The following is a 24,696-nucleotide window of genomic DNA, read 5'->3' on the forward strand; positions in this document are numbered from 1 at the left end:
ACCTACATCGACGCCGGCAAGCTGCTGTTTGTCCGGCATCGTGGTACACGTTGCCGATGCCCCGCTGGCTCCGCATCGTCCTCGCGCTCGTCCTGTTCGTCGGTATCATGCTCGCCGTGCGGGCGGTGCTGACCGTCGGGCTACATGCGACGATTCCGGGGTTCACCGCGTGGATGGACGAGACCGTGGGCCACACGGCACACGGCGTCCTCCTGATTGGTTTCCTCGTCCTGTGCGGAGCCGTTGGCTTTTGGCCCCGAGACAGGGCCGGTCGGATGAAGCGGCTTCTACCGCGCCGGCGCTGACTGCCGGAGCTGACCGGATCCGCCATTCGCGAGCGTCAGGAGCCGGTGCGTGAACAGCTCTGCGTTCTTGCTGCCCGGAGCCGACTTCGCCAGCGCCCGCAGATCCGGTACCGCCTGCGGATCGGTGAAGATGCGGGCGATGGCGGCGTTGTTCAGATCCCGGGCTCTATCGCCGAGGACGTTGGCAGCCGCCCTGCGGACGCCGACCAACCCGCCAGCCGCCGCGCCGAGCGGTCCAGCGGCCGTACCGCCTGCCACCGCGCCGGTCACGGCATCCGAGATCGCCGCCGCGACCGGGGTCCCGCTCTTGAGGCGCTCCTGGATCGCCGCGTTGAATGCCGTGTCGCTGCCCTTGTTCGGGCGGTAGCCGGTCGCCTCCAGGGTGGTGAGCAGTTTGTCGAGCGCTGCCCACCGCGTCTCACCCTCCGGCAGGGCGCGCATCACGGCTTCGAGGTTGTGCCGCTGCTGGGCGTTGCCCCGGATCGCGGACGCGAAGCCCGCGCCGCCGTACTGCGAGGCGAGGCCCTTGGTCTGCTGCGTCGCTTCGTTGAACACGGCCTCCAGGTAGGTCCGTGACAGCTCGCGCGCCTGCTGCGGGCGGTTGGCCGCCAGCGCCTGCATGGCGGAGGCCACCTCGGCGTGGCTTCCGGGCGCCGGGTTCGGGTTGAACAGCGTCCGCACGGCGTTGCCGACATCGGGTGACCGCGCGAGCTGGCCGAGCGGCGAAGCCTCGACCCGCGCGAGGCCTTCGCGAGCCAGCACGATGCTCGAGAGACGGTCGCGAGCACCCGGGAGCTGATCCAGGACGTCGGCATGCTTGCGCATCGCGGTGCGCATCGCCTCGGCAGAGAGATTGCCCTCGGCGCCGGCCGCACGGTCCAGGATCTGGGTCGTCACATACCGCTCCAGAGCCTCGCGCGAGAGGGGCGCAGGCTGGTCGAGCAGCTCGCGGGCGGCGGTCGCGCCCGTGAAGGTACCGGGCACCTGTTCGGCCGGCATCCGGAACGGGCCGTCACCGGCCGGCGTCTCGAACCGGTCCGTGGCGCGCCCGAGCGGCGCGTTCGGGCGGGTGTAGGGCTCGAGGGGCACGGAATGGCGAGCGAACACCTCGTCGGCCGCCGCCACCTCCGGCACGTCCTTGAGTCCTCGGTCGATCCCCTGGCGCGCGATCGTCAGGTCGCGGGCCTTGGTGCCGTCTCCGATCTCGATGGCGGACCGCACGTCCTGGTCGAGCCGCTCGCGGGCGCGGAGATTGCCCGCCACGGTCATGTCGACCTGCCCGTCCGGGCTCGCCCCCTCGAACAGGTTGCGGCGCGCGGCCTGGAGGCCGGAGCGCACATCGCCCTTCGCCGTCGGCAACAGGCCGTCGATCGCGGCGATACCAGGCTGCGGGTTCACCTGCCCGAACCGCACATCCGGGATCTGCTCTTTGATCGTCGTCGACTTCACGAGGGGCGCGGGCGGCTCGCGCATCGCACCGACGACCGCTTCGTAGGCGTCGAGCGGATCGGCGTGCTGCCCACGGACCAGCGAACCGACCACCCGGTCTCGGACATCCGGGTGAAGCTTGCTCGCGTCGATGCCGACCTTGCCCAGGTCCTCGCGGAGGCGGCTGTTCGCGAGCGACACCGCCTGGCTGTAATCGTCGGCGAGTTGGCCGGCCGTCGGCGCGCCGCCGGCGCCACGGGTCGTGCCGAGCGGGTACGAGGGGAAGCCGCGCTGCTCGTTCTGGAGCTTGCGCAGGAGCTCGGACGAGATGTCCCGCGCCATGCCGCCATCGGCGTCGGGCCGGAAGTACCCCTCCTCGATCAGCCGCTCGCGCCAGAAGTCGTCGATGCCCTTGCCGGTCGGGCGGGCGACGTTGCCCTGCCCGGGGATGTTGAACCGGTGCAGGTCGGTCGCGGCGGCCTCGTCATCGAGCCGGATGCCACCATTGCGGGCGATGAAGCGCGCGAGGCTCTCGGGTCCCGCGGCGGCGGCCTCGGCCTCCGGACGCACCAAGGCCTCCAGCGGGCGCGGTGCCGCATCGGTGAACTGCGGGCGCGAGTAGGCCTGCGGCGTCACGATGGGATCGCCGAGCCGCTCGACGGTGATCATCCGCTCGATGCCGGCGCGCTCCGGAGCGTTGCGCGCGGTCTCGTACAGCGGGTCGCTCGCCGACTTCCGGGCCGCCTCAAGGCCACCGCGGATTCCGGAGAGCTCGCCCTGGATCGTCTGGCCGGCCTGCTCGGGCGTGACCCGGGGGCCGGTCGCCGCGCGCGCAGCCGAGAACGCCATGCCTTCCGGTGTCTGGGCCATCCCAGCGCGGGCCGCGTCCTGGATCTGGGGACCGAGCGTCGAAGGGGCCTCCGGCATCGGGGCGAGGCGCTCGAAGGCCTCGCGGCCCACGTTGTCGATCGCGGCCGGGCGAGCCGCGTAGAACTCGTTCATGACGCGGCCGCCATCGCCGCCGGAATTGGCGACCACCCGGGCGAGCTGCGACGCGCGCACGGCACGACCACCGGTCGCGGCGTTCAGCGCCTCGTCGAGCGACAGCGGCACGCTACCGCCAGGGAGATCCCGCGCCTGCCGGATCAGATGCTGCGCGGCCTCCAAGTCCTTCTCGTCGAGACCTTCCAGCGCCTCGCGCACGACACCCTGGCCACGACCGCCACCGGTGACGGCAGAGACGACCTTGCCGGCGAGGCGGCCAGCCGCAGGGCCAGCCGCGCCGAGACCCGCACCGAGACCTGCCCCGAACTCCATGGCGCCGAAATCGCCATCTGATCGGACCGCAGCATCGGCGCCACCCAGCGCCGCTCCGGAGAAGCCGGATGCCAGCATCCGCGCGGGAAGCGCCGCTCCAGACGCGCCGAACGCAGCTGGAGCGGCAGCGACCAGAGGAGCCGTCCCGAGCACGCCGCCTAGGATCTCACCGGCACCGCTGGCATAGGGGTGCTCGGAAGCGGTTCGCTGCCCGAAGTCCTCGACCGCCTTCAGCTCGTCGCTGTACCGGCTGTCGTTCTTCAGCGCCCGGATGCCCGCCGCCACACGGTTCAGACCGCCGAGCAGGTACTGTCCGACGACGGGAACGCCGTCGACCAGACCGCGGCCGATCGCGGCAGTGGCATCGCCGGGCAGGCCTGCCGCCGGGGCGTCGTCCTCGACGAGCGTGCCTGAGAACCGCGGACCGGCCGGGGCCGGCGCCGCCTCGTCCTCGACGAGCGTGCCGCTGAAGCGGGGTCCGGCCATGGATCAGTTCTTCCGGTAGCGGCGGCCGTCGGCGGGATCGACGTACATCGCCCCCTTCGGCAGGGCATCGAAATCGGCCTGAGAGCGCGGCGCGGCGATGCCACCGGGTCCGTTCGCGCCGGTGGCGCCATCGGACCGCTGCGTCGCCGATGCCTGCGCTGCTGGGAACAGCGGGTTGGCCGCAGCGTACTCCTCGAGCTTCTGGTCGAAGCCGGAGTCGAGACGGCCTCCGTTCGCCGCGGCGTAGTCCCGACCGAGCTTCGCCACCGCCTGCTGGCGCTGCGCCAGCGAGCGGGCGATGGCGATCAGTTCGAGGTTGCCGGCCTGGCTCTGGGCCAGGGTCGGCGCGGTGCGGCCGATATAGTCGCGGTCGGTGTTCGAGATGCCGGGCCCGAGCGAGCCGCCCAGGCCGTCGAGCACGACCTTGTTGGAGAGCGCGTCGAACACCTCGGTGGGCTTGGTGTAGTTCGCGTCCTTCACGCCCATGGCGACGAGGAACTGGTTCGCCCGCTTCACCGTCTCCGCGCCCGTGCCGGAGTAGAAGTTCGGGCTGCGGGCCGCCTGCTCCATCAGCGCGAGGCTGTTCAGCGTGTTGCCCGCGTTCCGGCCCTTCGTGGCGAGGTCGACCTGATAGTCGCCGTACGCCTTGCCCACGGTCGCGTCCTGCGCCTTCTCGGCGCCCATGTTGATCGTGGTCCCGGTCGCGTTGATGGGGCTGATCTTGCCGTTGGCGTCCTTTTGGTAGGAGCCGGCGGGCAGGCCGAGCGCCACCCGGTCGGCATCCGAAACCGGGGTGACGGTCTTGTCGTCCTTCGCCTGCAGCGCGACCGTCTCCTGGCCGGTCCGCTCATTGCGATTCCAGCGGTTGCCGTCCGCGTCGGTGTACTGCTTGTACAGCTCTGCCGGCGGCAGGACGCCCTTGAACAGCTCGTTCATGAAGGTGGAGTTGCCGCCCAGCGTGAGCGCCTGGTCGGGGCTGATGCCGGGGATCTTGCTCGCGACGTACTGCGCATTCCCGGAGAGCTGGCGCTGCTCCTGCGCGTCCTTCCGGACCTTAAGGCCGAACTCGGCCCGGGCGAGGTCGGAGGCCGCGCGCTTCCCTTCGTTGTCCTGGTAGGCCTTCAGCCCGGCTGCCGCGCCACGACCGAACCCGGGCGTCGACATCAGGCCGATCCCCAGCGAGGTCAGCAGGTCGCCGCCTCCATTCGCGTTGAGGTTCCGCAGCCCGGAGCCGATCCTGTCGAGGAGCGACGGCTCCGCGGAGGGCATGGCTGCCGTCGGGGCCGCCGCGGCAGGAGCAGCCGTCGACCCAGTCGTCGCCGGGGCAGCGGGCGCGGGCAGACTGCCAAAAGTCAGCGGGCGCGCGGGCGCGGCGGCGGCTGGCGCCTCATCATCACCACGCGGCGCGGGCGGCGCGCCGACCGGCACGGTGGGCGCGCGCGAACCGACGAGGCTGGGCAGCGGCGACCGCGCGGGCTCCGCAGCCACGGGCGCCGACATCTGCGGGGGCAGGGCGCCGAACATGCGCAGCGGCGCGGGGGTGGGCGCCTCGGGCTCGGCGGCCGGCGCCGCGGCGGCGACCTGGGGCTGCTTGGTCGGCGCGGTCGGGGGCACGAAGCCGGTGAAGCCCGGCGGGACCGCCGCCGGCACGTCATCGGCCGAGACGTCGACCTGCGGCCGCGCCTGCTGCATCAGGCGGGCGATATCGACGGGCGAGAGCGCGCCGAACGGCATGAGACCTGCGGACACGGCGCGCTCCTACTTGCCCATGAACTTCGAGGCAGTGCCGGCGATGGCCAGACCGCCGCCGAGCAGCTGCTGGATAACGCCCGGCTGCGGGATCTTCTGGACCGACGTGCCGCTCGAGGAGCCGCCCAGGCCGGCGATGGGGTTCACGAGGCCGGAGTAGAGCCCGAGTTGCTTCCAGGGGCTCGCCTGCTGCTCGTCGAAGACCTGCTGCGCCGTGTCGTACTGCCCCTGCCGGTCGGCATCGAGCGCCGCACCGACGCCGGCCAGGGTCAGGCCGGGCCGCTGCAGGTTGTCGATGTTCGTCCCGACCATGCCGAGGCCCTGGAGCGCTGCGGCGCGATCCGACTGCGCCGCCGACAGCTTCATGCCGGACTTCTGGAGCTCGTTCTGGATGTTCTGGCCATCGACGCCGGCCAGGGCCGTCGCGCCGCCGAGCGCGGTCGTGTTGGTCGAGTTGTAGAGGCCGGCGCCGGACAGCGCGATGTTGGCGTTGGCCTGCTCGGCGTTGTTGATCGACCCGTAGAGCCCCTGCTGGAGGCTGGTCCGGGCGTTGCGCGAGCTGTCGATCGCCGTGGCCGCCTGCGCCTGCCGGGTGCGCTCGTTGTCGTAGTCCGTGTAGCGCGCCTGGGTGGCGATCCCGCCGAGGGTATCGGCGATGGTCGCCGCGTACCGGCCCGATCCGCTGCGGCCCGCCGCGCCCATCTTCTGCGCGATCGTCGATGCGGCTTCGCCCTGGCTCCGGCCGATCACGGCGTCGAGGTACGGGTTCGCCCCGCCCAGGAACTTGCCGTCGGCGGCATCCTGGAGGGACTTCTCCGTCTGCGTCTGTCCGGACAGGCCATCGAGCAGGCCGGTGTAGCCCGAAGTCGAGAGGTTGTAGTCCCCGTTCGTGAGCTTGCGCGCGGTCGAGTAGGCGAGATTATTGGGGTCCGCCATCTGGTCGGCGAGCGACGAGATGCGCGACGTGTCGATCTTGCCGATGCTGTCGAGCCCGGCGAGCGCGGCCTGGATGCCCGAGGTGGTGCCGCCGTTCGACAGCAGGCCGGTCAGGTAGCTGTCGCCGGCCTTGGCCGCGCCCTGGCCTGCGTTGGCACTGCCGGCGATGGTGTCCAGCGCGGCGAGCGAGGTGTCGCCCAGGCCGGCGTAGCGCGGCCCGGTGTAGACCTGCGAGCCTACGCCCGAGTTGTAGGCGTTCGTCGCGCCCGCGAGCACGCCCTGGAGCGCGGGCTGTGCCGGCGCCCACGGGTCGTTGTTCTGCTGCTGGACCGTGGTCTGGGTCTTGGTGCCGCCGCCCATGTCAGGCCCCGATGCGCTTCACGAAGTGGGTGCCGAGGTCGCAGGCCGCGGCGGTGTAGTCCGGCAGCACGCGGGACCAGCCGCGGCGGCCGACGAACTCGACGGTAGAGCAGCCGAGCCGGGCGGCGCCGCGCTCGACGGCGGCGATCACCGCGCCCCAGGGACCGGCCGCCCTGCCGCCGAGCGACAGGACCCAGCAGGATAGGCGGCCGCCGCGGTGCTGGCGGACCTGCGTCACGCCCGCCGCCACGAAGCGGTCACCGTCGAAGATCCCGACGAGCTGGGCCTCGCCTGCCGCGCAGGAGGCGAGCAGACCGGGCACGGTCAGGTCGCAGCGGGGCAGGGCACAGGCAGCGGCCAGACATACTTCGACGCGCTCGGCGAGGTCGGGCGCGAGCGGCATCGACAGGGGCTGGAGGCGCATCAGGCCCGGCGCATCTCGTAGCGGAAGGTCCGGTCCGTCGCCGCGTCGAGGTTGTGCCCGACGGTGAAGCTGCGGCGGTCGGCCGAGATCAGCCACACCGTCGCCTTCGAGGCGGATTCCGTGATCGGCACCCAGCGGGGCAGGGCGCCCGCACCGCCGTTCTCGCAGGGCACCGTAGTGCGCGAGACGCCGTTCGCGAGGGTGAAGGTGGAGGACGCGATCGCGTTGGTGGCGCCGCGCGCCAGCTCGCCGATCGCCCGGGCGAACAGCGACAGGTCCTTCTCGTTCTGGCCAGGGACGTTCATCGTGCGCCCTCCGCGGTCGCGTCCGGCTCGATCGCCGAGACGTAGGACCAGGTCGTGCCCGCCGGGATGCGCACGCGGGCGCGGTGGTAGCGGCCTGATGCCCGGGACGGGGCGATCCGCTCCACCGTCGGCGCCGTCTCCGGCAGCCAACGCGGCGGCGCCGAGGCGGCGAGGCTCTCTCGCACGCCGATGGCCACCCGCCAGTCGTCCGCATCGGTGTCGACGCGGGCCCCGCGCAGGAAGGCCCGGTTCGGCCGCGCCAGCATCGCGTCGGGCGTCTGCACCGTCGCCTCGAGGGCGGGGCCGTCGAGGAGGGCGAGCCGGTTGTCGGTGGTCATCACCGCCAGCAGCGTCGCGCCGCCCTGATAGATCGGATCGTCGAGCGAGGGCTGGCCCGGATCGTCGACCGAGCCCTCGATGCTGTCGACCGAGACATCGGGCATGGCCGCGGACAGGCCGAAGCGGAACGGCACGTTGAGGAACGACCAGCGGTCGAGAAGCCAGTCGTACAGCAGCGCCTCGCCCAGCAGCGACGGGTCGGACGCGTCGGTGCCGGCGAGCCGGTAGGCGAACAGGATCCGCTCGCCGGTCGGGTCGCGGAACGCCACCGTCATGCCGACGCGCTCCGGGTCGACCCGGCCGAAGAAGAATCGGTTCACCCGCTCCGCGCCGATCGGCGTGGATGCGCCGCCCCCGATCACCAGGGCGTAGAAGCCGTCCCGGTCGAGGAAGAAGATGCGCGGCCCGACCTTGGCGATGCACCAGGGCGCCACCGCGCCGCGGTTCTCCTCCAAGACCGAGCAGTCGAAGATGTTGCCGGAGTCCGGGCTTAGCGTCATGCGCCGGATCGCCCGCTCCTGGAAGATCACCCCATACTCACCGCCCGCGAAGCCGGTCACGGCGCCGCCGTCGGGTAGCTGCTGCTCGTCGGCCTCGTGTCCGTCGAGGCCGAGGCCCCACTGCTCGATGTCGCCCGAGTCCGACCAGCGCACCGTCTGCGGCGTGTCGGGCAGGCCGGCGAGCACGAGGAAGTCGCCGACGACACCCATGTGCCGGGCCCGGGGCGGATTGCCGCCGAGGTCCGCGAACGGCTGCGACCCAGCCTGGAGCACGTCGATCGTCGCCTTCTGCACCGGGGTCCCGGCCGAGCAGGCGAGCAACAGGGTGCCGTAGACCACGAACGACCAGTAGTCCCCCGGGGGCACGCTGTAGGGTGTGGTCGGGTTCGTCACCTCGTGCCACGCCTGATCCGTCATCTTGTAGACGAACAGGCCCTTCGACGTGCCGGCGACGTAGATCGGGAAGTTGTAGGTCGGCGAGAACACCGCGATGGCGCCGCGGCACTCCGCCGGCAGCGCGAGCGACAGCGGCACGGGCGCGAGCACCGGCCCGTAGCCGTCCGAGCGCGGCACGACGTTCGTGGCGACCGCCGAGACCGAGGCGTCGACCGAGGCCGTGTCGGGCGCGTACGGCGCCAGCTTGATCGGGTTCATGCTACTCGGGCCGCGCCACGGCCTGGGCGGAGGCCTGCAGCTCGGCCGGGCGGCCGGTGCGCTTGGCAACCTTCGCGGTGTCGGCCTTGATCCCGAGCGCGTTCAGCACTGAGAGCATCAGGCCGGTATGCGCCTGCACGGCCGCCGGATCCTTCTGGAACAGGTAGGCCTCCGCCAGGACGGCGTAGAGGTAGGCGTCCGGCGCCTTGGCGAGCAGCCAGTTCGAGGGCGCGGCGTCGGTCAGCGGCGGGATCGCGGCATAGTAGGCCAGCGTCACGGCGCCGGGCTTCTCCGGCACCATGCGCACCTTGCCGGCGCGGATCGTGAAGTACTGCGGGTCGCCGCCCGGCCGGTGCCGGAAGCGCGCCTCCGGGCTGTCGGCCTCCGCGAAGGTCGGGCGCGCCGTGCGGCCGGAGCCGGCCCAGGACACCGCCAGCCACTCGATGAAGTCGGCCGGCAGCGGCATCACGGCGACCGGCGCCGCGGCGGTGCCGAGGCTCACCTCCGCCTCCATCTCGCGCGCGCGCAGGATCGCGTTGAAGTGGCTCTCGGCCAGCGCGATGAAGCCCGGCACCGCGTCCGCGAGGTCGGGGCGGGCGATGTAGTCCAGGACGGCGGCCTGAAGGCTCGCCAGATCGGTGATCGGTGCGGCCACGACTGCCTCAGAGATAGTAGGCCTGCACCTGGCCGGTGGAGGCGATGACGTTGGAGCGGCCGCGCAGCGCGCTCAGCTCCTCGGCGACGATCTCGGCCTGATCCCTGGCCATCGCCGGGCTGCGCAGGACGTTGCGGGCGAGGTGCCGTTTCGCCCAGGCCGCGATCAGGCTGGAGGCCTCGTCGGTCCAGGCGTTGGCGTCGTCGAGCGCCGGGGCCGGCAACCGGACATGCGCCATGAGGCGCACCGTCCAGGCATCCGACGGCATCGGCCACAGGCGGACGGACCGATCGAAATACGAGTAGGCGCACGGCCGCGACTGGCTGGTCGGCTGGTCGCCCTTCTCGATCCAGGCCTCGTCGACGCGCTGGAGGACGGTCGGGCACTCCCCGTCGAGCATCACGGCGCTGTCGATCGCCATCAGGTCGGGGATGCCGCTGGCGTCGCCGGCCGCGTAGACGTCCGCGCCCGCCATGGTCTGGAAGGTCACGAAGCCTTCGTTGAAGAAGAACCGATCCGGCTGGTAGAACCGGATCGCCCGGTCAACGGCGGTCGCGATCTGCGGGCCGAGGTCCGCGCGCTCGATGTCGTCCGCGATCTCCGCGTACAGATCGGCGAGCGTCGGCCGCCCGTCCTGTGTCGGCATCGGGCACCGTCTCCGTCTTCGAGGGCGACGGCGGGGCGCTGGGCTCCGCCGCCAGGACCGCCGCGCCGAGGTGCAGCAGCATCCACGCCGACATCAGGCGTCGTTGTCCGGCGCGTAGTGCAGGACGAGGGTGGCCACGCCCGCGGCCGGGCCGCCCGCGATGGTGCCGTAGACCGGGGTATCGGCGGCGAGGCGGCCCTTGAGGGTCGCGGTGTCGACGCGCTTCACGCCCGCCGCGGTGACGGCGGTGTCGGCCGCGGCGGCGAGGTCGTTGCCGCCGGCGGAGGTGCCGAGCGTGAGGGAGGCGCCGGCCGTGAAGGCGGTCTCCACCAGCACGAGTAGCGAGGTGATGAGCGCGCCGGCCGGCAGCGAGGCCGGCATGACGAACGCGCCGTTGGCGAAGGAGACGGTCTTGCGGATGGTGTGCGAGACCTGCTCGCGCAGCTCGCGCGCGGGCGGCTGCACCGGGGTGACGTTGGTGGGCACGGTGGCCTCCGGGTTCGGGACAGGCAGGGAGAGGCGGCGGACCGGAGCGCGAGGCCCCGGCCCGGGTCAGCCGTCAGGCTGGAGCGTCGGCCGATCAGGCGTCGACGGGCTTGGCGTAGGTCGGGATCACGATCGTGCCGAAGTCGTCGCCGTTGAAGGTCGTCTTCTTCAAGCCCCAGATCGCCCAGGCCGAGACCTCGAGGTTGCGCTTGTGGTCGAGCAGCTCCTCGTTCCAGCGGTACCGGGTGTCGCCACCGGCCTTGCCGTAGGCGATGGTCGCCGCCTGGGCGCCGAGCAGCACCGCGCGCCGGGTGAGCGGCACCGCGGACATGCCGTCGGGCGAGACGCCCGCCGTGACGTCCTGCGCCTCGCGGAGCACGACGCCGTTGTACTCGCCGAGCGCGCCCGAGAAGATCGGGCTCTTGCTCGACTCCATGCCGGCCATCGCGGCCTTCTGGATGTCGAGCCACTGGCCGGCGCCGGTGTTGGTGCGCAGCGACGTGACCTGCTCGGAGGCGAGGTAGAGCACGTAGAGCTTGCGCCCGCCGACCACGACCGGTCGGATCATGACCTTGCGGTTCTTGCCGCCGGTCTTGGCCAGCTCGACCGCCTTGTCGATCAGGTCGAGGGTGAAGCCGTCCGCGTTGGTCAGGGCGGCGTCGTCGGTCCGGCCGTTCGGGCGGAAGATGCGGCCCGCCGTCGCCGCCGTGACGACGTTGTTGGCGGTGAACTTCTTGGCGCCGTTGAGCTGGTTGGCCGGGGTGAAGCCGCAGACGTGGTTGAAGAAGCAGACCGTGCGGCGGGTCTGGAACCAGTCGGCGATGCCGGCGCGGGCGGTCTCGCGCAGGTTGAACGGCACGCGCTGCTGGTCGATCGTGTTCTCCGACTTCACGCCGACGACCTCGCCGAGCTCGTCGATGGTGACCTTGTCGGAGTTGACGCCGATCTGCTCGCCGTTGCCCTCGGCCACGTCGGACGAGGAGAAGCCCGGGCCGCGGAGCTGCATGCGCAGGCCGAAGGTGACCTGGTCGCCGTTCCCCTTCTTGGTCTCGGTCTTCTCCTGGATCACGGCATCGTCGCCGGTGCCGACCAGGGGATCGATGTCGATGGACTTGTTGGCCTCGGCCGCGAGCTTCTTGCTCCACAGCTTGACGGCCATCGGGTCGTTCTGCCCGAACGCGGTGTAGGACATGGTGGTGCCTCTGAAGGCTGGATTCCGTGGGGGAGGGTTCGTGCGCGCCGTGCGTCGGCACGCGGACGGAAGCCGGGCCCCAGAATGACCGTTGGGGACGGGGTCGGACGGGCGCCGTGCGTAGCGCGGACGAAGGCACTGACGCGGCCGGGCGGATCCTATGCGGGGATCAGACGAACGACCGGACACGCGCGAACATCCCGCCTTGCAGCAGGGTGGGGCACGGGACCGGACGGAAAGTGGGGAGGCGCAGAGACGGAGCAGGGCCCGCACGTCTCGCGACGGATAGTCCTTTGAGCGGGTTCGCCCGTCGGGTCAAGCCTGAATACGAACGGATCGACAGTTGGTTCTATGGCTAAGCCAGGACCGGTATTCACCACGACGGAACGGGCGCGTCCGCGTCACAATAAATATCTCATTAATAACGCTAGAACAGAGATTGTGTGCTTTCTGTATTTGCCAAAAAAACACTTGGGATTGCCCCGCGCAGCCACAAGACATATTTTTATTACGATATTAATTGAATATTCGATGAATAATACGGAAGGCAGGTCACGGATTTTGTTTGTCATCAGTCAGCTTCGGACCTAAATTTTTGCATAAATACAGTCTAACATAGAATTATTGTCAAATAGCGCGGAACTTTCGCGTGCCAGATAGAAAACAAAAGAATATAACGGAAAATCAAACGTATCAAAACATTCCCGGAACGACGTTACTTATTTTGAGCCGGACGATTGCCGCAAAGCGTCTTCCCCCCTTCCTCAGATTTGGGTACCTTGCTGCACACCCCTGCCGAAGCTGTGCCTTCAACCACACTCCAAAACAATTCTGAGGTACCATGAAAAGGATCTCTGGCGCTGAGTACCCGCTCTCTAAGATTTTTAGCTCAGAATTTGATTTCGTCATACCATCTTATCAGAGGCCTTATGCCTGGACAAACGACCAGACATCAGAATTGCTAGACGATCTTCTGTCCTTTGCCGATATAGATGGCGAAGAAGGTTATTTTTTGGGCAGCATTGTACTTATCAAGACCGAGGGCATCGCCAATTCCGAAGTCATTGACGGGCAACAGCGCCTGACAACTCTCACGATACTCCTTGCGGCTGCCGCCTGCGCACACGGCGGGGAAAACAAAGAAGACACAAAGCCTTACATAATCGAACCTGGAAAAAAGATGGAAGGGATACCCTCTAAGCCGCGGTTGTCATTACGCGAGCGAGACCAAAAATTTTTCGCAAAATACATTCAAGGATTTGCGATCAGTAGACTTTCAGAGCTTGATCCGAAATCACTCGAAAACGAGTCACAATTGAATATCCAAGCGAACGCGAATTATCTGTTAACCGAGTTGGAAAGACGGTTGCCGAGCGCTGCCGAAGTTACCAGCTTTGTTAATTTTTTGCTCACACGATGTTTCATCGTTGCTGTCTCCACTCCCTCTCAAGCTTCTGCATTTCGCGTCTTCTCCGTAATGAACAGCCGTGGCTTAGATTTGCAGCCGACGGATATCATCAAGGCTGACGTTATTGGAAAGATTAAATCTGAGACCGACCGCAGCACTTACAACGCAAAATGGGAAGATATGGAAGTTGAGCTAACTCGAAGCGGCTTCAACGAACTTTTCAGCCATATAAGAATGATATATGTCAAAGAAAAAGCAAAGGGCACGATTTTAGAAGATTTTAAACGGATAGTTCTTCCAAAAAACGCCGATCCAAAAAAATTCATCGATGAAATTGTTCAGCCTTTTGCCGAAGCGCTTATGGACATAAAAAACTCGAATTTTGCTTCTTCGAAACATGCCGAGGAAATAAATTACAGCCTGAAATGGCTCAACAGAATTGATAACGCCGATTGGGTTCCTCCGGCCATGCTATTCATGACCAAAGCTAGACACAAGCCTGCCGTCTTGGTCCACTTTTTTCCTATGTTGGAACGTTTAGCAGCATTTATGCATGCCGCTCGATACAATGTCAATGATCGAATTGTTGTGTATGGAAAACTGATATCAGAAATTGAGTCATCTATCGCCATTGAGGCTTTAGGAAGCCTCCATTTTGACAGAGCGCTTATCCGCGACTTTCGGGCTGCTTTGAATGGCAATGTATATCAGCTCACGCCGCGACGCCGGAATTTTATTATACTTAGGCTGGACTCTTTTGTATCAGATGGGGCTGCGTCTTATGACCCCAAGGTGCTGACAATTGAGCATGTTTTGCCGCAAAACGTAGATGAAGATAGTCAGTGGCTTGAGTGGTGGCCTGATGAGGATCAGCGTAACCAATGGGTTCATCGGCTTGCTAATTTGGTCCCGTTAAACAAAAAACGGAATTCGGCAGCAAGCAATTTCGATTTTAAGAAAAAGTGCAATGCATATTTTAAGGGAACAAGCAACGTCAGTTCTTATGCTCTGACCTCACAAGTCATTGGCATGGATGATTGGGGGCCTAAAGAACTTAGGGCGAGACAAAAGGAACTCGTGGATATAATGATGTTGGGATGGGGTTTGGCTTGAGTCGCCAGACGATCAGCCGCCCATCAAGGCGCGGATGCGTGCCGGGTTTGTGGAGAGCAGCTTCTCGAAGTCCGCCTCGGACATGCTGGACAGCGTCTCCAGCGTGATCTCGCCGGCCGGCTGACCGCCGGCGGCCGAGAGCGAGCGGCCCGGGCCGGCCTGTCCGGCGGCGGCGCGCGCAGCCTTCTCGGCGGCGGTCTCCTGCGGGGCGGCGGCCGGAACGGGCTCCGGCGCCTTCGGGGCGAACCCGCGCGTCTTGGCGAGCGCGGCGATCAGGGCGGCCGGCGACTGGCCGCGCTGGCGGGCGGTCTGGGCGAGGTTGAACTCCTCGTCGCGCACCGCCTCGATGGCGTCCTTCTGGGACATGCCGACGAGCTGCAGCTCGGCGACCCGGCCAGCGAACAGGTGCTCGTAGGCGTCCGCAACCGACGCATCGGCCTGGATCGCGGAGCGGAGGTCCTGCTGGTAGAACCCGATCACCTCGTTCCGCTCGTCGTTGGCGCGGCGGGTCTCTTCGGCCTGCTTCTGGCTCTCGGTGAGCTGGGTCTGGCCGGAGCGCAGCGCCTCGATCTCACCCTTCAGGTGCTCGATGTAGCCGAAGATGTCCTCGGCCGGGTCCGGCACCTTCGCCGGCTCGGGCGCGGCCGCTGGCTGGGCCGGGGCGGCGGGGCGCTGCATCGCCTCAGACAGGATGCGCAGGCGCTCGTCGCCGCGGGCGAACCGCTCGCGCAGCTCGTCGCGCTCCTTCTCGACCGCCTTCCGACGCTCGCGCTCCTCGTGCAGGGCGCCGTGCGGGACGAATTTGCCCTTCTCGTCGCGCGGCTGCGCCTCGGGGGCGCCCTCGGGCTTGGCGCCTTCCTCAACGGCCTCGGGCTCGGCCCCGGGCGGCTCGGCAGCGGTCGAGAAGGGCTCGGCGGCCGGCGGCGTTAGGCCATCGGAGGCGGGCGTCTCATCGCCGCGCTCGTAGGCCGCGAAGGCAGCCTGCTCCTCGGGCGTGAAGGCGTCGTCGCCGCCGCCGATGGCGAGGTCGGTATCGGTCATGTGGTCCTCGTGACGTGAAGGGGACTAAAGCCGGCGTGCGCCGCCGGGGGGCGTAACGGGTCAGGCGGCGGATTCCGCGGCCTGGGCTGCGGCTTCGGGCGCGGTGAGCAGCTGGGCGAGCTGCATGGCCGCCGAGGCGTGATCCTGATGGGTGAGCGCCTGCTCGCGCCCGGCCTTGGCGTTCTTCAGGTTCGCGCCGGCGGCCATGTCCTGGATCCGGGCGACCGCCGTCTGCACGGCGAGGGCCTTCTGCTGCTCCTGCTCCGGCGTGTCGGCCGTCTGGGCGAGCAGGTCGCGCATCTTGGCCACGAACGAGGCTGGGAACGGCGAGTAGGGCAGGATCTCGAGCAGGACCTGCGGCGTGATCATGTCCTTGATGATCGGCAGGACGCTGGTGAAGGTCTGCCACACGATCTGCTGCTGGTTCGGCGAGGCCGGGGCGTCGTCGATCACCACGTCGAAGTCGCCCATCGTCCGGTCGCGGATGAGCGGCACGACCTTGGCGCCCTCATCGCCCACGATCCGGATTAGGCGGCCGTCCGAGAGGTACGTCTGGATGAAGAACAGGCGCACCCGGCCGATGTGCTTCCGGGCCCGGCGCAGGGAGTCGAACAGCGTCGCCAGGATCGTCATGGCGGCCTGCTTGCGCTGGTACTCCAGCACACCGGCCTGGTCGTTTTGCTTCTGGCCGAGCAGCTCCAGGTTCACGCCCGACGTGTCGCGGATGGAGCCGATCGCGAACTCCATGAGCTGCCAGTGGCCGGACGGCAGGACCGGGAGCGGCTTCTCCTTCATGCGCGCCGACATCAGGGCGCCGTCGGACACCCACGACACCGCGCCGGGCTTGGCGATGCTGGCCTCGAAGGCGCGCTGGTCCGGCACCGCGCCCTTTTCCATGATCCAGCCGCCCTTGGACTGGCGGTTGAGCATGTCGAGGGTCTGGGACAGCCATTTGTTGGCGAAGCGTTGCGGGTCGCGCATCGGCCGCACGATGCCGAACCACGTGCCCTTGTTGTGGTCGCGGTCGCCGGTCAGGCAGGCGTAGGAGAACTGGTCGCCGGCCGGGGCCGGGCCCTCCTCCAGCACCACGGCGCCGAGGAAGGCGCGGCGGTAGACCCGCTTCATCCGGTGGAACACCTTCACCGGCATGCCCAGCATCTCGGCGCGGCGGGACAGAACGGCGGCCGCCTTCGGCTCCATCTCCTGCGGCTCGCCGGTCGTGGGCTCGATCACCACCGCGACGCGGGCGCGCTCCCACCACTGGCACTCGACAATCGTCACGCGAGAGGACGAGGCGTCGGCATCCTCGCCCGGGCGGTCAATGCGACGCTCGCCCGGCTGGATCTCCCGGTGCTCGCCGTCGCCGTCGCGGTCCTCGGCCCAAGCGGCGTCGAGGAGCGCGGGGTCGACGTCGGGGAACAGCGCCTCGGCCTCGGCCCGGTCCATCGTCTTCGCGCGGAACAGGCGGCGGGCGTCGGCGAGGTTCCGCTTCCGCGCGGCCGCGTCCCAGATCATCTCCAGGGAGTTGACCCGGTCCTCGACATAGGCGCCGTCCGGGTTGGTCTCATAGTCGAGACGCATCTCGACCCAGCCCATGCCGCAGATCGCGCAGTCGACGAACGCGTCGGATTCCTCGTCCTCCGCCTCGGCCTCGTCCGCGAGGTAGCGCGAGGCCTCGGTGAGCAGCTCGTTCTTGGCCGCGTCGCCGATCTCGCGGGGCAGGTACTGGATGTCCTGCCGGCTGTTCACCTCGGAGCCGGCCACCGCCTTGATGACGGGCAGGATCCGGTTGAACGTCACCGGCGGGCGGCCCTGCTGGCGCAGCACGGCCTCGTCCTCGGTGCTCCACTGGCGCCCGGCCACGAAGTCGAAGTCCTCGCGCGCATCCTCGCGCCACTTCGCGGAGGCCTCCCGGTCGGTGCGGTACCAGCCGCGCAGGCGGCGCAGCAGCGCCTCGCGGTCGAGCCCAGCCTGATCCACCGCCTCGCCGTCGAGGGCGGGCGCGTCCGTGTCCGTCATGCCGCCCAACCTGATCCTGATATTGATTCCTCCGCCTCGCGGCGGCGTCGGCGCGCGTAGACGTCGTTCGGACCATCCACCGGCGGATCGTCCTCACGAGGCTCGGCGATGCCGATGGCGAAGTACCGGAAGGCGTCGGCCGCGTGGCTCGCCCAGTCGTGCAGGGGGGCCTTCGAGAAGGCCTGTGTGTTCGGGTCGACGTCGAACCGGTAGTTCCGGAGCGCCTGGAGCCCGTCGGCGCAGGCCTCCTCGTCGAACCAGCACCGGGCGAAGATCTTGCGGGCCGCGTCGATGCCGGCGGCGACCGTGAGGCGGGGCGTGATCCGCACCCGGTGCCCGGCCGCCCACATCTGCTGCTCGATCGTGCGCTCGGAGGCGAGCAGCTCGTTCCGGGCGTCATGCGGGAGCCAGTGCTCGCCGTAGACGTAGCCCTTCCCGCCCTGTTCCACCGGCAGCGCCCGCTCCTTTAGCACCTCGAGGTAGTGGCCGAGCGCGTGGCCGCGGCTCTCGTAGAAGTCGATCAGCCGGAACTCGAAGCCGACGATCTGGGCGAACCAGATGCTGGTCTTGTCGGCCCGGCCCAGGTCCCAGAAGGTGTGAACCGGCTTCGTCGGGTCGTACGGGACCTTGGTGAACCGCTTGGCGGTCGTCGCCGCCAGGATCTCGTTCGCGTAGATCGCGCCGTCGAGCACCGCCTTGCAGTTGCCGCCCCAGACCGTCTCGTAGGCGACCGGGTCGCGCTCCTTCAGGTCCAACGCCTCCTGCCGGAGCACGTCGGGGAACCACGGATTGTCCTCCCAGCCGATCTTCACGACGCGCGCGCCGGTCGGCGGCTTCTTCACGAAGCGCTGGTAGGTCTCGTCCTCCTCCAGCTCCGTGTTGAAGCTGATCCAGATCTCCGAACCCGCCTTGCGGATGGTCGGGATCAGCACGTCCCAGGACGTCTTCGAGACCGTGCGGGCCTCCTCGACCCAGCAGATGTCGACTCCCTCGGTCGACTTCACCGAGGCGACGTTGTGCCGGAGACCCTTGAAGATGAACTCGGTCCCGTTCCGGCCGAGGATCCGCTTCTCCTGGACCTCGTACAGGCCATCGAGCCCGAGGAGGTCGATCTGCTGCGCGAACAGCGCGTGCGCCGATTCCGCAATGCTGTTCTGGAACTCGCGGGCGCAGAGCACCCGGAGCGGCCGCTGCGCGCCCATGATGAGGAGGGCCCGGCCGAAGCCCCACGACTTCGCCCCGCCGCGGCCGCCATAGGCGACCTTGTAGCGGGCCGGCTCGAACAGGAAGGCGAGCTTCTCCGGGAACTCAACCTGCATCGGGCGGCTGCCCGGGCCGGATGAAGGTGACCGTCATGCCGGTCGGGATCGCGCCGCCCTCACCGTCACCGTCGATGGGCTGGGTCGGCTTCCCGTAGCCGCGATCCAGAATGGCGTTGGCCGCCGCGACCCGGGCCGCCTCGCTCTCGCCCGCGGTCGCGATCTCGACGAGGACCTGCAGCGCAGTCTCGGTATGCGCGCGGGCGAGGTCGCGCACCTTGGCCGACGCTTTCGGACGGCCGCCAGGATTGCCGGACTGGCCGGGCTGGAACTGGCTCATGAACCTGTTTCGTGCCTGATCTCAGGTCCGCCGCCGCAAGTCGCGGCCTGCGCGGGGCGGTCGAACACCCACACCCAGGCCCAGCCGGCGACGAGCACCAAGAGGATGCCGGCGGCATGCCGAAAGCCGACGATCCCACGCATCAGCGGACGATCCTCACGGGGATGCCTAGAAGGCGCTCTGCATCCGCGCGCGACAGCTTCGCGATCGGGCCGGCCGGTGCGCCGAGGTTCTCAGCACCGACGGACAGCTCGTGCTCGCCGCGATGGACGCGGGCCGGCGCGGGCCTGGCCGAGCGCGTGCCGAGCAGCCAACGGAGAACGATGCGCTTCAGCAGCATGGCTTGGCGTTCCTCATCGCCATGGAGCGGCGGACCTCGAACTCGCCGGCCCGGGCCTCGTCGTACGGCGTCTCAGCCGAGAGCTGCACCAGCGACGGGATCAGTCCCTGCCGACGAAGGTGGTCGCCGTAGGCCTGGGCCGCCGGGTCGCGCTGGAGGCGCTGCGCATGGCGAAGCGCCCGGTCCGCGTCGACCGGGGTGAAGTCGGGGCGTGCGGTCAAAGGATGATCGCCTCATGGGCGCCCGGCTGGAGCACGTGCTGCTCGGCGCCGGTCCAGGTGAAAAGGTACTCGACCGCCCCGCGGTACTTCGGGTTGTCGAGGACGTAGCCGACCGTGTCGTGCCGCCACCGGCGGCCGGTCGGGGAAGGGATGCCGTCGCGGTTCAGCCCCTCGGCGATCGCCTGGAGGGTCGCCCGCGGGCGCTTGCCGCGGCCACGCTCTCGGAAGATGCGCCGGACGATCGCCGCCTGCTCCGGAACGATGACAAGGCCGCCGGCTCGGTCGGTCGCGTAGCCGTAGGGGACCCGGCCCCCAGCGAAGCCGCCCCGGCCGGCCTTGGCGAGCTTCCCGCCTGCGGTCCGGTCCCGGATCGTGAAGCGCTCCGATTCCGCCATGCCGGCGAGGATGGCGAACACCGTGCGCCCCATCGGCGTCGCTGTGTCGATCGGCTCGGTGACGGACCGGATGCCGACCTCGTGCGTCTCGGCGAGATCCGCCACCGTGGTAACCGCGTACCGGATCTCGCGGGCTAGCCGGTCAAACCGGTAGACCAGCAGCACCGAGAACTTCCCGTCGGCCGCGAGCTGCAGGACCTCGCCGAAGCCGGCGCGATCGGCGGGCCGGGTCGCTCCGGACACGCCCGCATCGGTGATGACCGCGACGAGCTCGTAGGCCTGGCTCTCGGCGAAGGCGCGGAGGGCTCGCTCCTGCGTCTCCAGCCCGAAACCGTGAGCGGCCTGCTCATCGGTGGAGACCCGGAGGTAGGCCACCGCTCGGGTGGCCAGAACCGCCTTCGCGGCCTTCTGGGTTTTTATTCTGCCTCGGGCGCGAGCAGTTCGCCGCGACCCTGAAATCGCGGGTAAGTCACTCATATTGCTTCGTTATTTACGCTGTCGGGGCGGTTCTTGCGGAAATGTCTTGGTAATTCCGCATCGACCTACAAATCAGGCCGCCCGACGCCGCCGGGCCACCGTGTACGGCTTGCCCTTCTCGCTCCGCCCGGACGTGCCGAACGTGCGCTTCTCGACGGTCCCGATCAGTGGCCGAAGCTGGCGGATCAGCGACCGGATGCGCCGGCAGTGATGGTCCCGCGCGGCGAGGTCGACGTCCTGGCGCCCGGTCGCGCGGAGGCGGCAGAGCGCGAGGCTCTCCTCCTCGATCGCGGTGACGATAGCGTGGGCGCTCATCGGGGACCGATCATGGCATGGAACACCGCCCGCGTCTCATGGGGCAACGCCTAAGCTGTTGAGCGGGTTCGGTGAAGCTGGGTCCGGACATGCAAACGCCCGGCGGCTTCTCAGCCCCGGGCGTGCGTCTCGCGACCTCTAAGGGAATGGACGGTTTCGCCCGTCGGGTCAAGAACACGCGATCCTGATACTGCGCCAGCGCTCAGCTTCCTTGCCAGGCCGCTCGCGATCAGATGCATTGCGATCAGGCTTCGAGTTTTCTGAGGGCATGATGATACGGTTCGCAGTTGCGTGCGCGGTATGTTTGGCAGCGGTAACAGCGACCGCGCAGGTTGCCCCGAATATCCCGAACTCATCGGCTGCGCAGGACCAAGGCCCTACAAACTCACGAGGCGCACCTCAAGCAGAGAAGCCAACAGGCCCTTCCGCGGGGCAGTCGGTGACTCAGGAAGCACCCTCTGAAGCGCCAAAATCAATATCTCAGCCAGAGAAAGCCTCGTCTGCCGAAAAAGCTCAGGCTCCGCGTATGGAAGCGAAATCTGAGGATCATGAAGATTGGTGGACGACGTTTTTCTCGGAAGTGAAAGCAACGGATGTAGCTATTGCAATATTCACTCTAGCATTGGTATATTATACTGCCAGACTCAATAATTCCACCTTGAAACTATGGAGCGTGGCTAAACAGCAGGGTGAAGACGCAAAAGAGGCTATCGCAGCGGCGCGTTTGAGCGCTGAGGCCGCCAAACAATCAGCCGAGACGGCACGACTTGCGCTTCTGAATGATCAAAGAGCACTGCTCAGCATGGATATCCTACTTACTGGCGATCCAATAACGCTGAATTCAAGCGTCCTGCACATGCTCGGTATAGTAAGCGTGAGGAACGTCGGGAAGGTACCAGCTAAAAATGTTAGCCTTGATTGCTGGGCAATCACTACAAGCAGCGGCGATTATCTAGATAAGTTTTTGGCAAGATGTGAGCAATCGCGCAAAAATCATGCAGAACAGATCTCTGTCATGCCGAGTCCACTTTGGCAGACTCTTTTTCCTGGAGATTACCTAAATCCCGGGATAGCTAATTATGGCTTTTCGCTTAGCCGGGATGAGCTCAGCGCAGCGGCAGATCCAAATCGCAATCAGTCCATGATCAACATATGGCTGGTCGCCTGTGTAAATTACACTTTTGACACAGACCCTTCTCACGTACACCAGACCAGAAACACGAGATTGCTCCTAGGGTTTGAGCCTATCCTCCTGGAGCACGAGGAATTGAGCATACCACCTGGTAAGATCACTATGATTGCTGGACCGGATCTGGGAGCCGGCGCCGATTGAGGAAACGTGCTCACCGGCAGCCGGCCATGACTGCCTACGTCACCCGTCCTCACCCACCCGGTACCGCGCCGCCACCCTATCCCGCACCTTCGCGGTCCGCCCGGCCAGCGCCAGCGCATCCCGGTTCATCTGCGGCGCGTAGCGGGCCTCGCTGATGCCCCAGGCGTGGCCCTTGCCGGCCGGCACCGTGCGGCCGCGGGCATCCGTCTCCTCGCCCATCCGCTCGCCCTGGAAGAACCGCTCCTGGACGCCCTCGACACCTTCAGCCGCGAAATCCTCGTCGAGGTTCTCCATCAGGATCCGGAAGTGCGCGGCGATCTGGCTGGTGCCGCGGTCGCCACCCTTGCCGCGGGCCTCGGCGAACTGGGCGAAGGTCTGCCGGCCGGTGAGCACCTCGTGGAGGAAGCGGGCGCCTGGCACGCCGACGGCGCGGACGACCTTGTCCTTCAGCTTCGCCACCAGCCGGGCGTCGTCGATCGCGTAGATGACCGACAGCTCGTGCGCGATGGTCATGTCCTTCGAGCCGCGGACCCCGAAGTCCATGGAGCCGAGCCGGGCGCCAGAGGCCCGCTCGAAGATCGCCTGGACCTGGCGCCCGACCTCGTACTGCGAGACCGTGAGCCGCCCGTGCGAGCGCTCCATCTCCAGCACGTCGACGCGGCGGTTGACCGCGGCGAGCGAACGACCGCCCGGCGTCCACGGATCGTCGACCGCGACGGCCGCCGTCTCGATCGGGCCGCGCTTGCCCCGGACCGGCTTCGACAGGTCTGTGCGCGGGTCGAAGGCGCCGGCGTGGTCGTACCGGTCGCCGCGCGGATCCCGGCGCCGCTCCGGCTGGGCGAAGCGCACATGGGTGTGGGTTGCCGGCGAGCCGGCGAGAGAGATGGCCTTGGTCCTGGACGCTGCCACGGTGGTGCCCCTTGAGGCGGTCGACCTTCCGTCGATCCGTGACACCTGATCTGCGTCCCGTTTTTGGACATACGCAAGCGTGATCTATGCCTGCGTCACTCCGGCCGGCCGCTATCACGTGCGTTCCAGGCATCGGCGAGGCGCTCGCAGGCTCGCTTCCGGCGCCGGTCGAAGGTGCGCCGCCAGATCCCGAACTCGCGGCAATGGTCGGTGATCGATCCGCCCGGCACATCCTTCAGCAGCCGGAGGCGCCTGTGCCTTCTGATCCTGCCTCGCGCCTTGGCCCGGGCCCAGGTGAGGAGCGCGACCCGCTCGTCGCTGTCGCGCCCCAGGATCTCACCCGAGAAGACGATCCAGTCGAAGGTCGCCCGCATCTCCTCCGGGTCGTTCGGCTGGAGCCGGTTCGGCCGGACGCTGAAGATGCCCGAGCTGGTGAAGGCCATGAACGCCGCCACCAGCCACCGCTCCACGTCCGCGCACGTCATGGCCGGCGGGTCGGGCCCCTCAATCCTCAACGGGTTCGCCATCAGCACCGGGCGCCGTGTCTCCGTTCTCGTCCGCGACTACGGACGGCCGGCCGTGGGCGGCGGCTCGCCGCGGCGCCCGGCCTCGTACTGGTCGCGCAGGACGGCGCCGAACGCGCGAACGACGCCGCACTCGTCCGCGAGCATGTCGGCAACCGTGCCGCCCAGCTCATAGGTGCCGTCGCTCTTCAGCTTGAGCAGAACGTAGCTGGGCGGGTGGTAATAGATGGTCTGCTCCGCCGGCATCGTCAGGAAGGCGGGCTGATCCGCCGAGATGGTGGGCTCGTCCGTCACGGTGCGCTCCTGCTGAGGGTGCCAGCTACTTCCCGACGTTGAGCATCGGAAGGGCGCCACCAGGCACCATGGTGCTCGGCAGCTTTCCGTCCCAGCGCTCCGCCTGCGTCAGGGCCACGAGACCGGGGTTCGAGCCGAGCGCCTCGGCGCGGGCCCGGATCGCGCTCGCTTCCGCATCGCCCCGGAGCTTCGTGGCATCAGCCTCGGCCTGCGCCCGCTGGCGGATGGCGTTCGCCTCGGCGCCGGCCTTCGTGCCGACGATCTCGGCCTGGACCTTCTCGCGGAGGGCGTTCTGCTTCAGCCGGTCGACCTCGACGGAGGCCTGCATGCGCTGCTCGATCGACCGCATGTACTCCGGCGAGAACTGGATGTCCTCGATCTGCACGGCCTCGATCACGATCGGCGCGTTCATGCCGCCGATCGCCTCGTGGATGGCCGCCGCCATCTTGGCGTTGAGCTGCACCCGCTCCTGCACGGCCGTGACCGCGTCGAACTGGCCGAACACGTTCTTCGACTGCTCCAGCACCTTCGGCTCGACGACGCGGTCCTCCAGGTTCGCGGTCGACGTGAACCGGCTGTAGACCTCGGACACCCGGTCCGTCGGCACGTGGTAGAGCACGGACAGCTTCATCACCGCCGGCTGCTGGTCGCGCGAGTAGGCCTCCATCTTGTCGAATTCGACTCGGTGCGACTCGACGCTGATCGACACGGCCGACTGCACGAACGGCAGCTTCCAGTGCAGGCCCGGGTCTGCCTCGCCGACGACGGCGCCGTTCGTGAGCAGCACTACCCGCTCGCGCTGATCGACCGTGTAGAACGAGCCGCCGACGACGGAGAGGGCGACGAGGCCCGCGACGCCGATGAGGCCGAGCCGGACGTAGTTCATCTTCTTCGTTTCCCCTTGCCCCGGATCGCGCCCATCGCGC

Annotated in this window: 26 protein-coding genes; 3 read left to right on the top strand and 23 right to left on the bottom strand. The window is 67.9% G+C overall.

Annotation, left to right across the window (positions count from 1 at the left end; all coding sequences use genetic code 11):
• The first annotated feature begins 56 nt into the window (after positions 1-56).
• Positions 57-305, top strand: a complete 249-nt coding sequence (locus ACLBYG_RS07820; protein ID WP_447681091.1) for a hypothetical protein — start codon at positions 57-59, stop codon at positions 303-305.
• Here the strand turns inward: ACLBYG_RS07820 and ACLBYG_RS07825 are convergent.
• The 10 genes from ACLBYG_RS07825 to ACLBYG_RS07870 form a co-directional block, all read right to left on the bottom strand.
• Positions 288-3,536 (bottom strand): hypothetical protein, encoded by a 3,249-nt coding sequence (locus ACLBYG_RS07825; protein WP_447681092.1) that lies wholly within the window; start codon positions 3,534-3,536, stop codon positions 288-290. The two genes, ACLBYG_RS07820 and ACLBYG_RS07825, sit on opposite strands and share 18 nt — an antisense overlap.
• Positions 3,537-3,539: 3 nt before the next feature.
• A complete protein-coding gene (locus ACLBYG_RS07830) occupies positions 3,540-5,285 on the bottom strand; it encodes a hypothetical protein (protein ID WP_447681093.1) in 1,746 nt (581 codons plus the stop codon).
• A gap of 9 nt (positions 5,286-5,294) precedes the next feature.
• Positions 5,295-6,581: a hypothetical protein gene (locus ACLBYG_RS07835; protein WP_447681094.1), complete on the bottom strand. Its 1,287-nt coding sequence runs from the start codon at positions 6,579-6,581 to the stop codon at positions 5,295-5,297.
• A gap of 1 nt (position 6,582) precedes the next feature.
• On the bottom strand, positions 6,583-7,005 hold the full coding sequence (locus ACLBYG_RS07840; protein ID WP_447681095.1) for a hypothetical protein: 423 nt from the start codon (positions 7,003-7,005) through the stop codon (positions 6,583-6,585).
• On the bottom strand, positions 7,005-7,310 hold the full coding sequence (locus ACLBYG_RS07845; protein ID WP_447681096.1) for a hypothetical protein: 306 nt from the start codon (positions 7,308-7,310) through the stop codon (positions 7,005-7,007). The genes ACLBYG_RS07840 and ACLBYG_RS07845 overlap by 1 nt, the downstream gene beginning before the upstream one ends.
• Complete coding sequence (locus tag ACLBYG_RS07850) at positions 7,307-8,803, bottom strand: hypothetical protein (RefSeq protein ID WP_447681097.1); 1,497 nt, start codon at positions 8,801-8,803, stop codon at positions 7,307-7,309. The genes ACLBYG_RS07845 and ACLBYG_RS07850 overlap by 4 nt, the downstream gene beginning before the upstream one ends.
• 1 nt (position 8,804) lies before the next feature.
• The gene (locus ACLBYG_RS07855; protein WP_447681098.1) at positions 8,805-9,458 is read right to left on the bottom strand and encodes a phage adaptor protein; all 654 of its coding nucleotides are present in this window, start codon (positions 9,456-9,458) and stop codon (positions 8,805-8,807) included.
• A gap of 7 nt (positions 9,459-9,465) precedes the next feature.
• Positions 9,466-10,104, bottom strand: coding sequence for a phage adaptor protein (locus tag ACLBYG_RS07860; protein ID WP_447681099.1), 639 nt, complete (start codon positions 10,102-10,104; stop codon positions 9,466-9,468).
• A gap of 93 nt (positions 10,105-10,197) precedes the next feature.
• Positions 10,198-10,590, bottom strand: a complete 393-nt coding sequence (locus tag ACLBYG_RS07865; RefSeq protein WP_447681100.1) for a hypothetical protein — start codon at positions 10,588-10,590, stop codon at positions 10,198-10,200.
• A 94-nt stretch (positions 10,591-10,684) separates the two neighbouring features.
• A complete protein-coding gene (locus ACLBYG_RS07870; protein WP_447681101.1) occupies positions 10,685-11,782 on the bottom strand; it encodes a N4-gp56 family major capsid protein in 1,098 nt (365 codons plus the stop codon).
• Between the two features lie 841 nt (positions 11,783-12,623).
• Between ACLBYG_RS07870 and ACLBYG_RS07875 the strand changes: the two genes are divergently transcribed.
• The gene (locus tag ACLBYG_RS07875; RefSeq protein ID WP_447681102.1) at positions 12,624-14,303 is read left to right on the top strand and encodes a DUF262 domain-containing protein; all 1,680 of its coding nucleotides are present in this window, start codon (positions 12,624-12,626) and stop codon (positions 14,301-14,303) included.
• 12 nt (positions 14,304-14,315) lie between these two features.
• On the opposite strand, the gene ACLBYG_RS07880 is transcribed toward ACLBYG_RS07875, so the two are convergent.
• From ACLBYG_RS07880 to ACLBYG_RS07920, 9 genes are all read right to left on the bottom strand, one after another.
• Positions 14,316-15,344, bottom strand: a complete 1,029-nt coding sequence (locus ACLBYG_RS07880; RefSeq protein WP_447681103.1) for a hypothetical protein — start codon at positions 15,342-15,344, stop codon at positions 14,316-14,318.
• A 60-nt stretch (positions 15,345-15,404) separates the two neighbouring features.
• Positions 15,405-17,363, bottom strand: a complete 1,959-nt coding sequence (locus ACLBYG_RS07885) for a portal protein (RefSeq protein WP_447681104.1) — start codon at positions 17,361-17,363, stop codon at positions 15,405-15,407.
• Complete coding sequence (locus tag ACLBYG_RS07890) at positions 17,360-18,682, bottom strand: PBSX family phage terminase large subunit (RefSeq protein ID WP_447681105.1); 1,323 nt, start codon at positions 18,680-18,682, stop codon at positions 17,360-17,362. Before ACLBYG_RS07890 ends, ACLBYG_RS07885 begins: the two co-directional genes overlap by 4 nt.
• Positions 18,672-18,962, bottom strand: coding sequence for a DUF5681 domain-containing protein (locus tag ACLBYG_RS07895; protein WP_056525076.1), 291 nt, complete (start codon positions 18,960-18,962; stop codon positions 18,672-18,674). The genes ACLBYG_RS07890 and ACLBYG_RS07895 overlap by 11 nt, the downstream gene beginning before the upstream one ends.
• The gene (locus tag ACLBYG_RS07900) at positions 18,959-19,105 is read right to left on the bottom strand and encodes a hypothetical protein (protein ID WP_441009419.1); all 147 of its coding nucleotides are present in this window, start codon (positions 19,103-19,105) and stop codon (positions 18,959-18,961) included. Before ACLBYG_RS07900 ends, ACLBYG_RS07895 begins: the two co-directional genes overlap by 4 nt.
• Positions 19,105-19,302: a hypothetical protein gene (locus tag ACLBYG_RS07905; protein WP_447681106.1), complete on the bottom strand. Its 198-nt coding sequence runs from the start codon at positions 19,300-19,302 to the stop codon at positions 19,105-19,107. Before ACLBYG_RS07905 ends, ACLBYG_RS07900 begins: the two co-directional genes overlap by 1 nt.
• Positions 19,293-19,523 (bottom strand): hypothetical protein, encoded by a 231-nt coding sequence (locus tag ACLBYG_RS07910; RefSeq protein ID WP_447681107.1) that lies wholly within the window; start codon positions 19,521-19,523, stop codon positions 19,293-19,295. The genes ACLBYG_RS07905 and ACLBYG_RS07910 overlap by 10 nt, the downstream gene beginning before the upstream one ends.
• Positions 19,520-20,293: a recombinase family protein gene (locus ACLBYG_RS07915; RefSeq protein ID WP_447681108.1), complete on the bottom strand. Its 774-nt coding sequence runs from the start codon at positions 20,291-20,293 to the stop codon at positions 19,520-19,522. The genes ACLBYG_RS07910 and ACLBYG_RS07915 overlap by 4 nt, the downstream gene beginning before the upstream one ends.
• 174 nt (positions 20,294-20,467) lie before the next feature.
• Positions 20,468-20,710 carry a hypothetical protein gene (locus ACLBYG_RS07920; protein ID WP_447681109.1) on the bottom strand — a complete coding sequence of 81 codons (243 nt, stop codon included), beginning with the start codon at positions 20,708-20,710 and terminating at the stop codon, positions 20,468-20,470.
• A 439-nt stretch (positions 20,711-21,149) separates the two neighbouring features.
• Here ACLBYG_RS07920 and ACLBYG_RS07925 point away from each other — a divergent pair, with 439 nt between their 5' ends.
• On the top strand, positions 21,150-22,043 hold the full coding sequence (locus ACLBYG_RS07925; RefSeq protein WP_447681110.1) for a hypothetical protein: 894 nt from the start codon (positions 21,150-21,152) through the stop codon (positions 22,041-22,043).
• Between the two features lie 39 nt (positions 22,044-22,082).
• On the opposite strand, the gene ACLBYG_RS07930 is transcribed toward ACLBYG_RS07925, so the two are convergent.
• The 4 genes from ACLBYG_RS07930 to ACLBYG_RS07945 form a co-directional block, all read right to left on the bottom strand.
• Positions 22,083-22,952, bottom strand: a complete 870-nt coding sequence (locus ACLBYG_RS07930; RefSeq protein ID WP_447681111.1) for a hypothetical protein — start codon at positions 22,950-22,952, stop codon at positions 22,083-22,085.
• Between the two features lie 95 nt (positions 22,953-23,047).
• On the bottom strand, positions 23,048-23,437 hold the full coding sequence (locus ACLBYG_RS07935) for a hypothetical protein (protein WP_447681112.1): 390 nt from the start codon (positions 23,435-23,437) through the stop codon (positions 23,048-23,050).
• A 78-nt stretch (positions 23,438-23,515) separates the two neighbouring features.
• Entirely contained in the window at positions 23,516-23,770 is a 255-nt protein-coding gene (locus ACLBYG_RS07940; protein WP_447681113.1) for a hypothetical protein, read from the bottom strand.
• Positions 23,771-23,795: 25 nt separating this feature from the next.
• Entirely contained in the window at positions 23,796-24,656 is an 861-nt protein-coding gene (locus ACLBYG_RS07945; RefSeq protein ID WP_447681114.1) for an SPFH domain-containing protein, read from the bottom strand.
• Positions 24,657-24,696: the final 40 nt, after the last annotated feature.

It is taken from the genome of Methylobacterium sp. D53M (assembly GCF_053345625.1).

Bases quoted from the DNA above. Each gene is read 5' to 3' on its own strand.
- ACLBYG_RS07820 (WP_447681091.1), top strand. From the start codon at position 57: ATGCCCCGCTGGCTCCGCATCGTCCTCGCGCTCGTCCTGTTCGTCGGT.
- ACLBYG_RS07825 (WP_447681092.1), bottom strand. From the start codon at position 3,536: ATGGCCGGACCCCGCTTCAGCGGCACGCTCGTCGAGGACGAGGCGGCG.
- ACLBYG_RS07835 (WP_447681094.1), bottom strand. From the start codon at position 6,581: ATGGGCGGCGGCACCAAGACCCAGACCACGGTCCAGCAGCAGAACAAC.
- ACLBYG_RS07840 (WP_447681095.1), bottom strand. From the start codon at position 7,005: ATGCGCCTCCAGCCCCTGTCGATGCCGCTCGCGCCCGACCTCGCCGAG.
- ACLBYG_RS07845 (WP_447681096.1), bottom strand. From the start codon at position 7,310: ATGAACGTCCCTGGCCAGAACGAGAAGGACCTGTCGCTGTTCGCCCGG.
- ACLBYG_RS07850 (WP_447681097.1), bottom strand. From the start codon at position 8,803: ATGAACCCGATCAAGCTGGCGCCGTACGCGCCCGACACGGCCTCGGTC.
- ACLBYG_RS07860 (WP_447681099.1), bottom strand. From the start codon at position 10,104: ATGCCGACACAGGACGGGCGGCCGACGCTCGCCGATCTGTACGCGGAG.
- ACLBYG_RS07870 (WP_447681101.1), bottom strand. From the start codon at position 11,782: ATGTCCTACACCGCGTTCGGGCAGAACGACCCGATGGCCGTCAAGCTG.
- ACLBYG_RS07875 (WP_447681102.1), top strand. From the start codon at position 12,624: ATGAAAAGGATCTCTGGCGCTGAGTACCCGCTCTCTAAGATTTTTAGC.
- ACLBYG_RS07880 (WP_447681103.1), bottom strand. From the start codon at position 15,344: ATGACCGATACCGACCTCGCCATCGGCGGCGGCGACGACGCCTTCACG.
- ACLBYG_RS07885 (WP_447681104.1), bottom strand. From the start codon at position 17,363: ATGACGGACACGGACGCGCCCGCCCTCGACGGCGAGGCGGTGGATCAG.
- ACLBYG_RS07890 (WP_447681105.1), bottom strand. From the start codon at position 18,682: ATGCAGGTTGAGTTCCCGGAGAAGCTCGCCTTCCTGTTCGAGCCGGCC.
- ACLBYG_RS07895 (WP_056525076.1), bottom strand. From the start codon at position 18,962: ATGAGCCAGTTCCAGCCCGGCCAGTCCGGCAATCCTGGCGGCCGTCCG.
- ACLBYG_RS07900 (WP_441009419.1), bottom strand. From the start codon at position 19,105: ATGCGTGGGATCGTCGGCTTTCGGCATGCCGCCGGCATCCTCTTGGTG.
- ACLBYG_RS07905 (WP_447681106.1), bottom strand. From the start codon at position 19,302: ATGCTGCTGAAGCGCATCGTTCTCCGTTGGCTGCTCGGCACGCGCTCG.
- ACLBYG_RS07920 (WP_447681109.1), bottom strand. From the start codon at position 20,710: ATGAGCGCCCACGCTATCGTCACCGCGATCGAGGAGGAGAGCCTCGCG.
- ACLBYG_RS07935 (WP_447681112.1), bottom strand. From the start codon at position 23,437: ATGACGTGCGCGGACGTGGAGCGGTGGCTGGTGGCGGCGTTCATGGCC.
- ACLBYG_RS07945 (WP_447681114.1), bottom strand. From the start codon at position 24,656: ATGAACTACGTCCGGCTCGGCCTCATCGGCGTCGCGGGCCTCGTCGCC.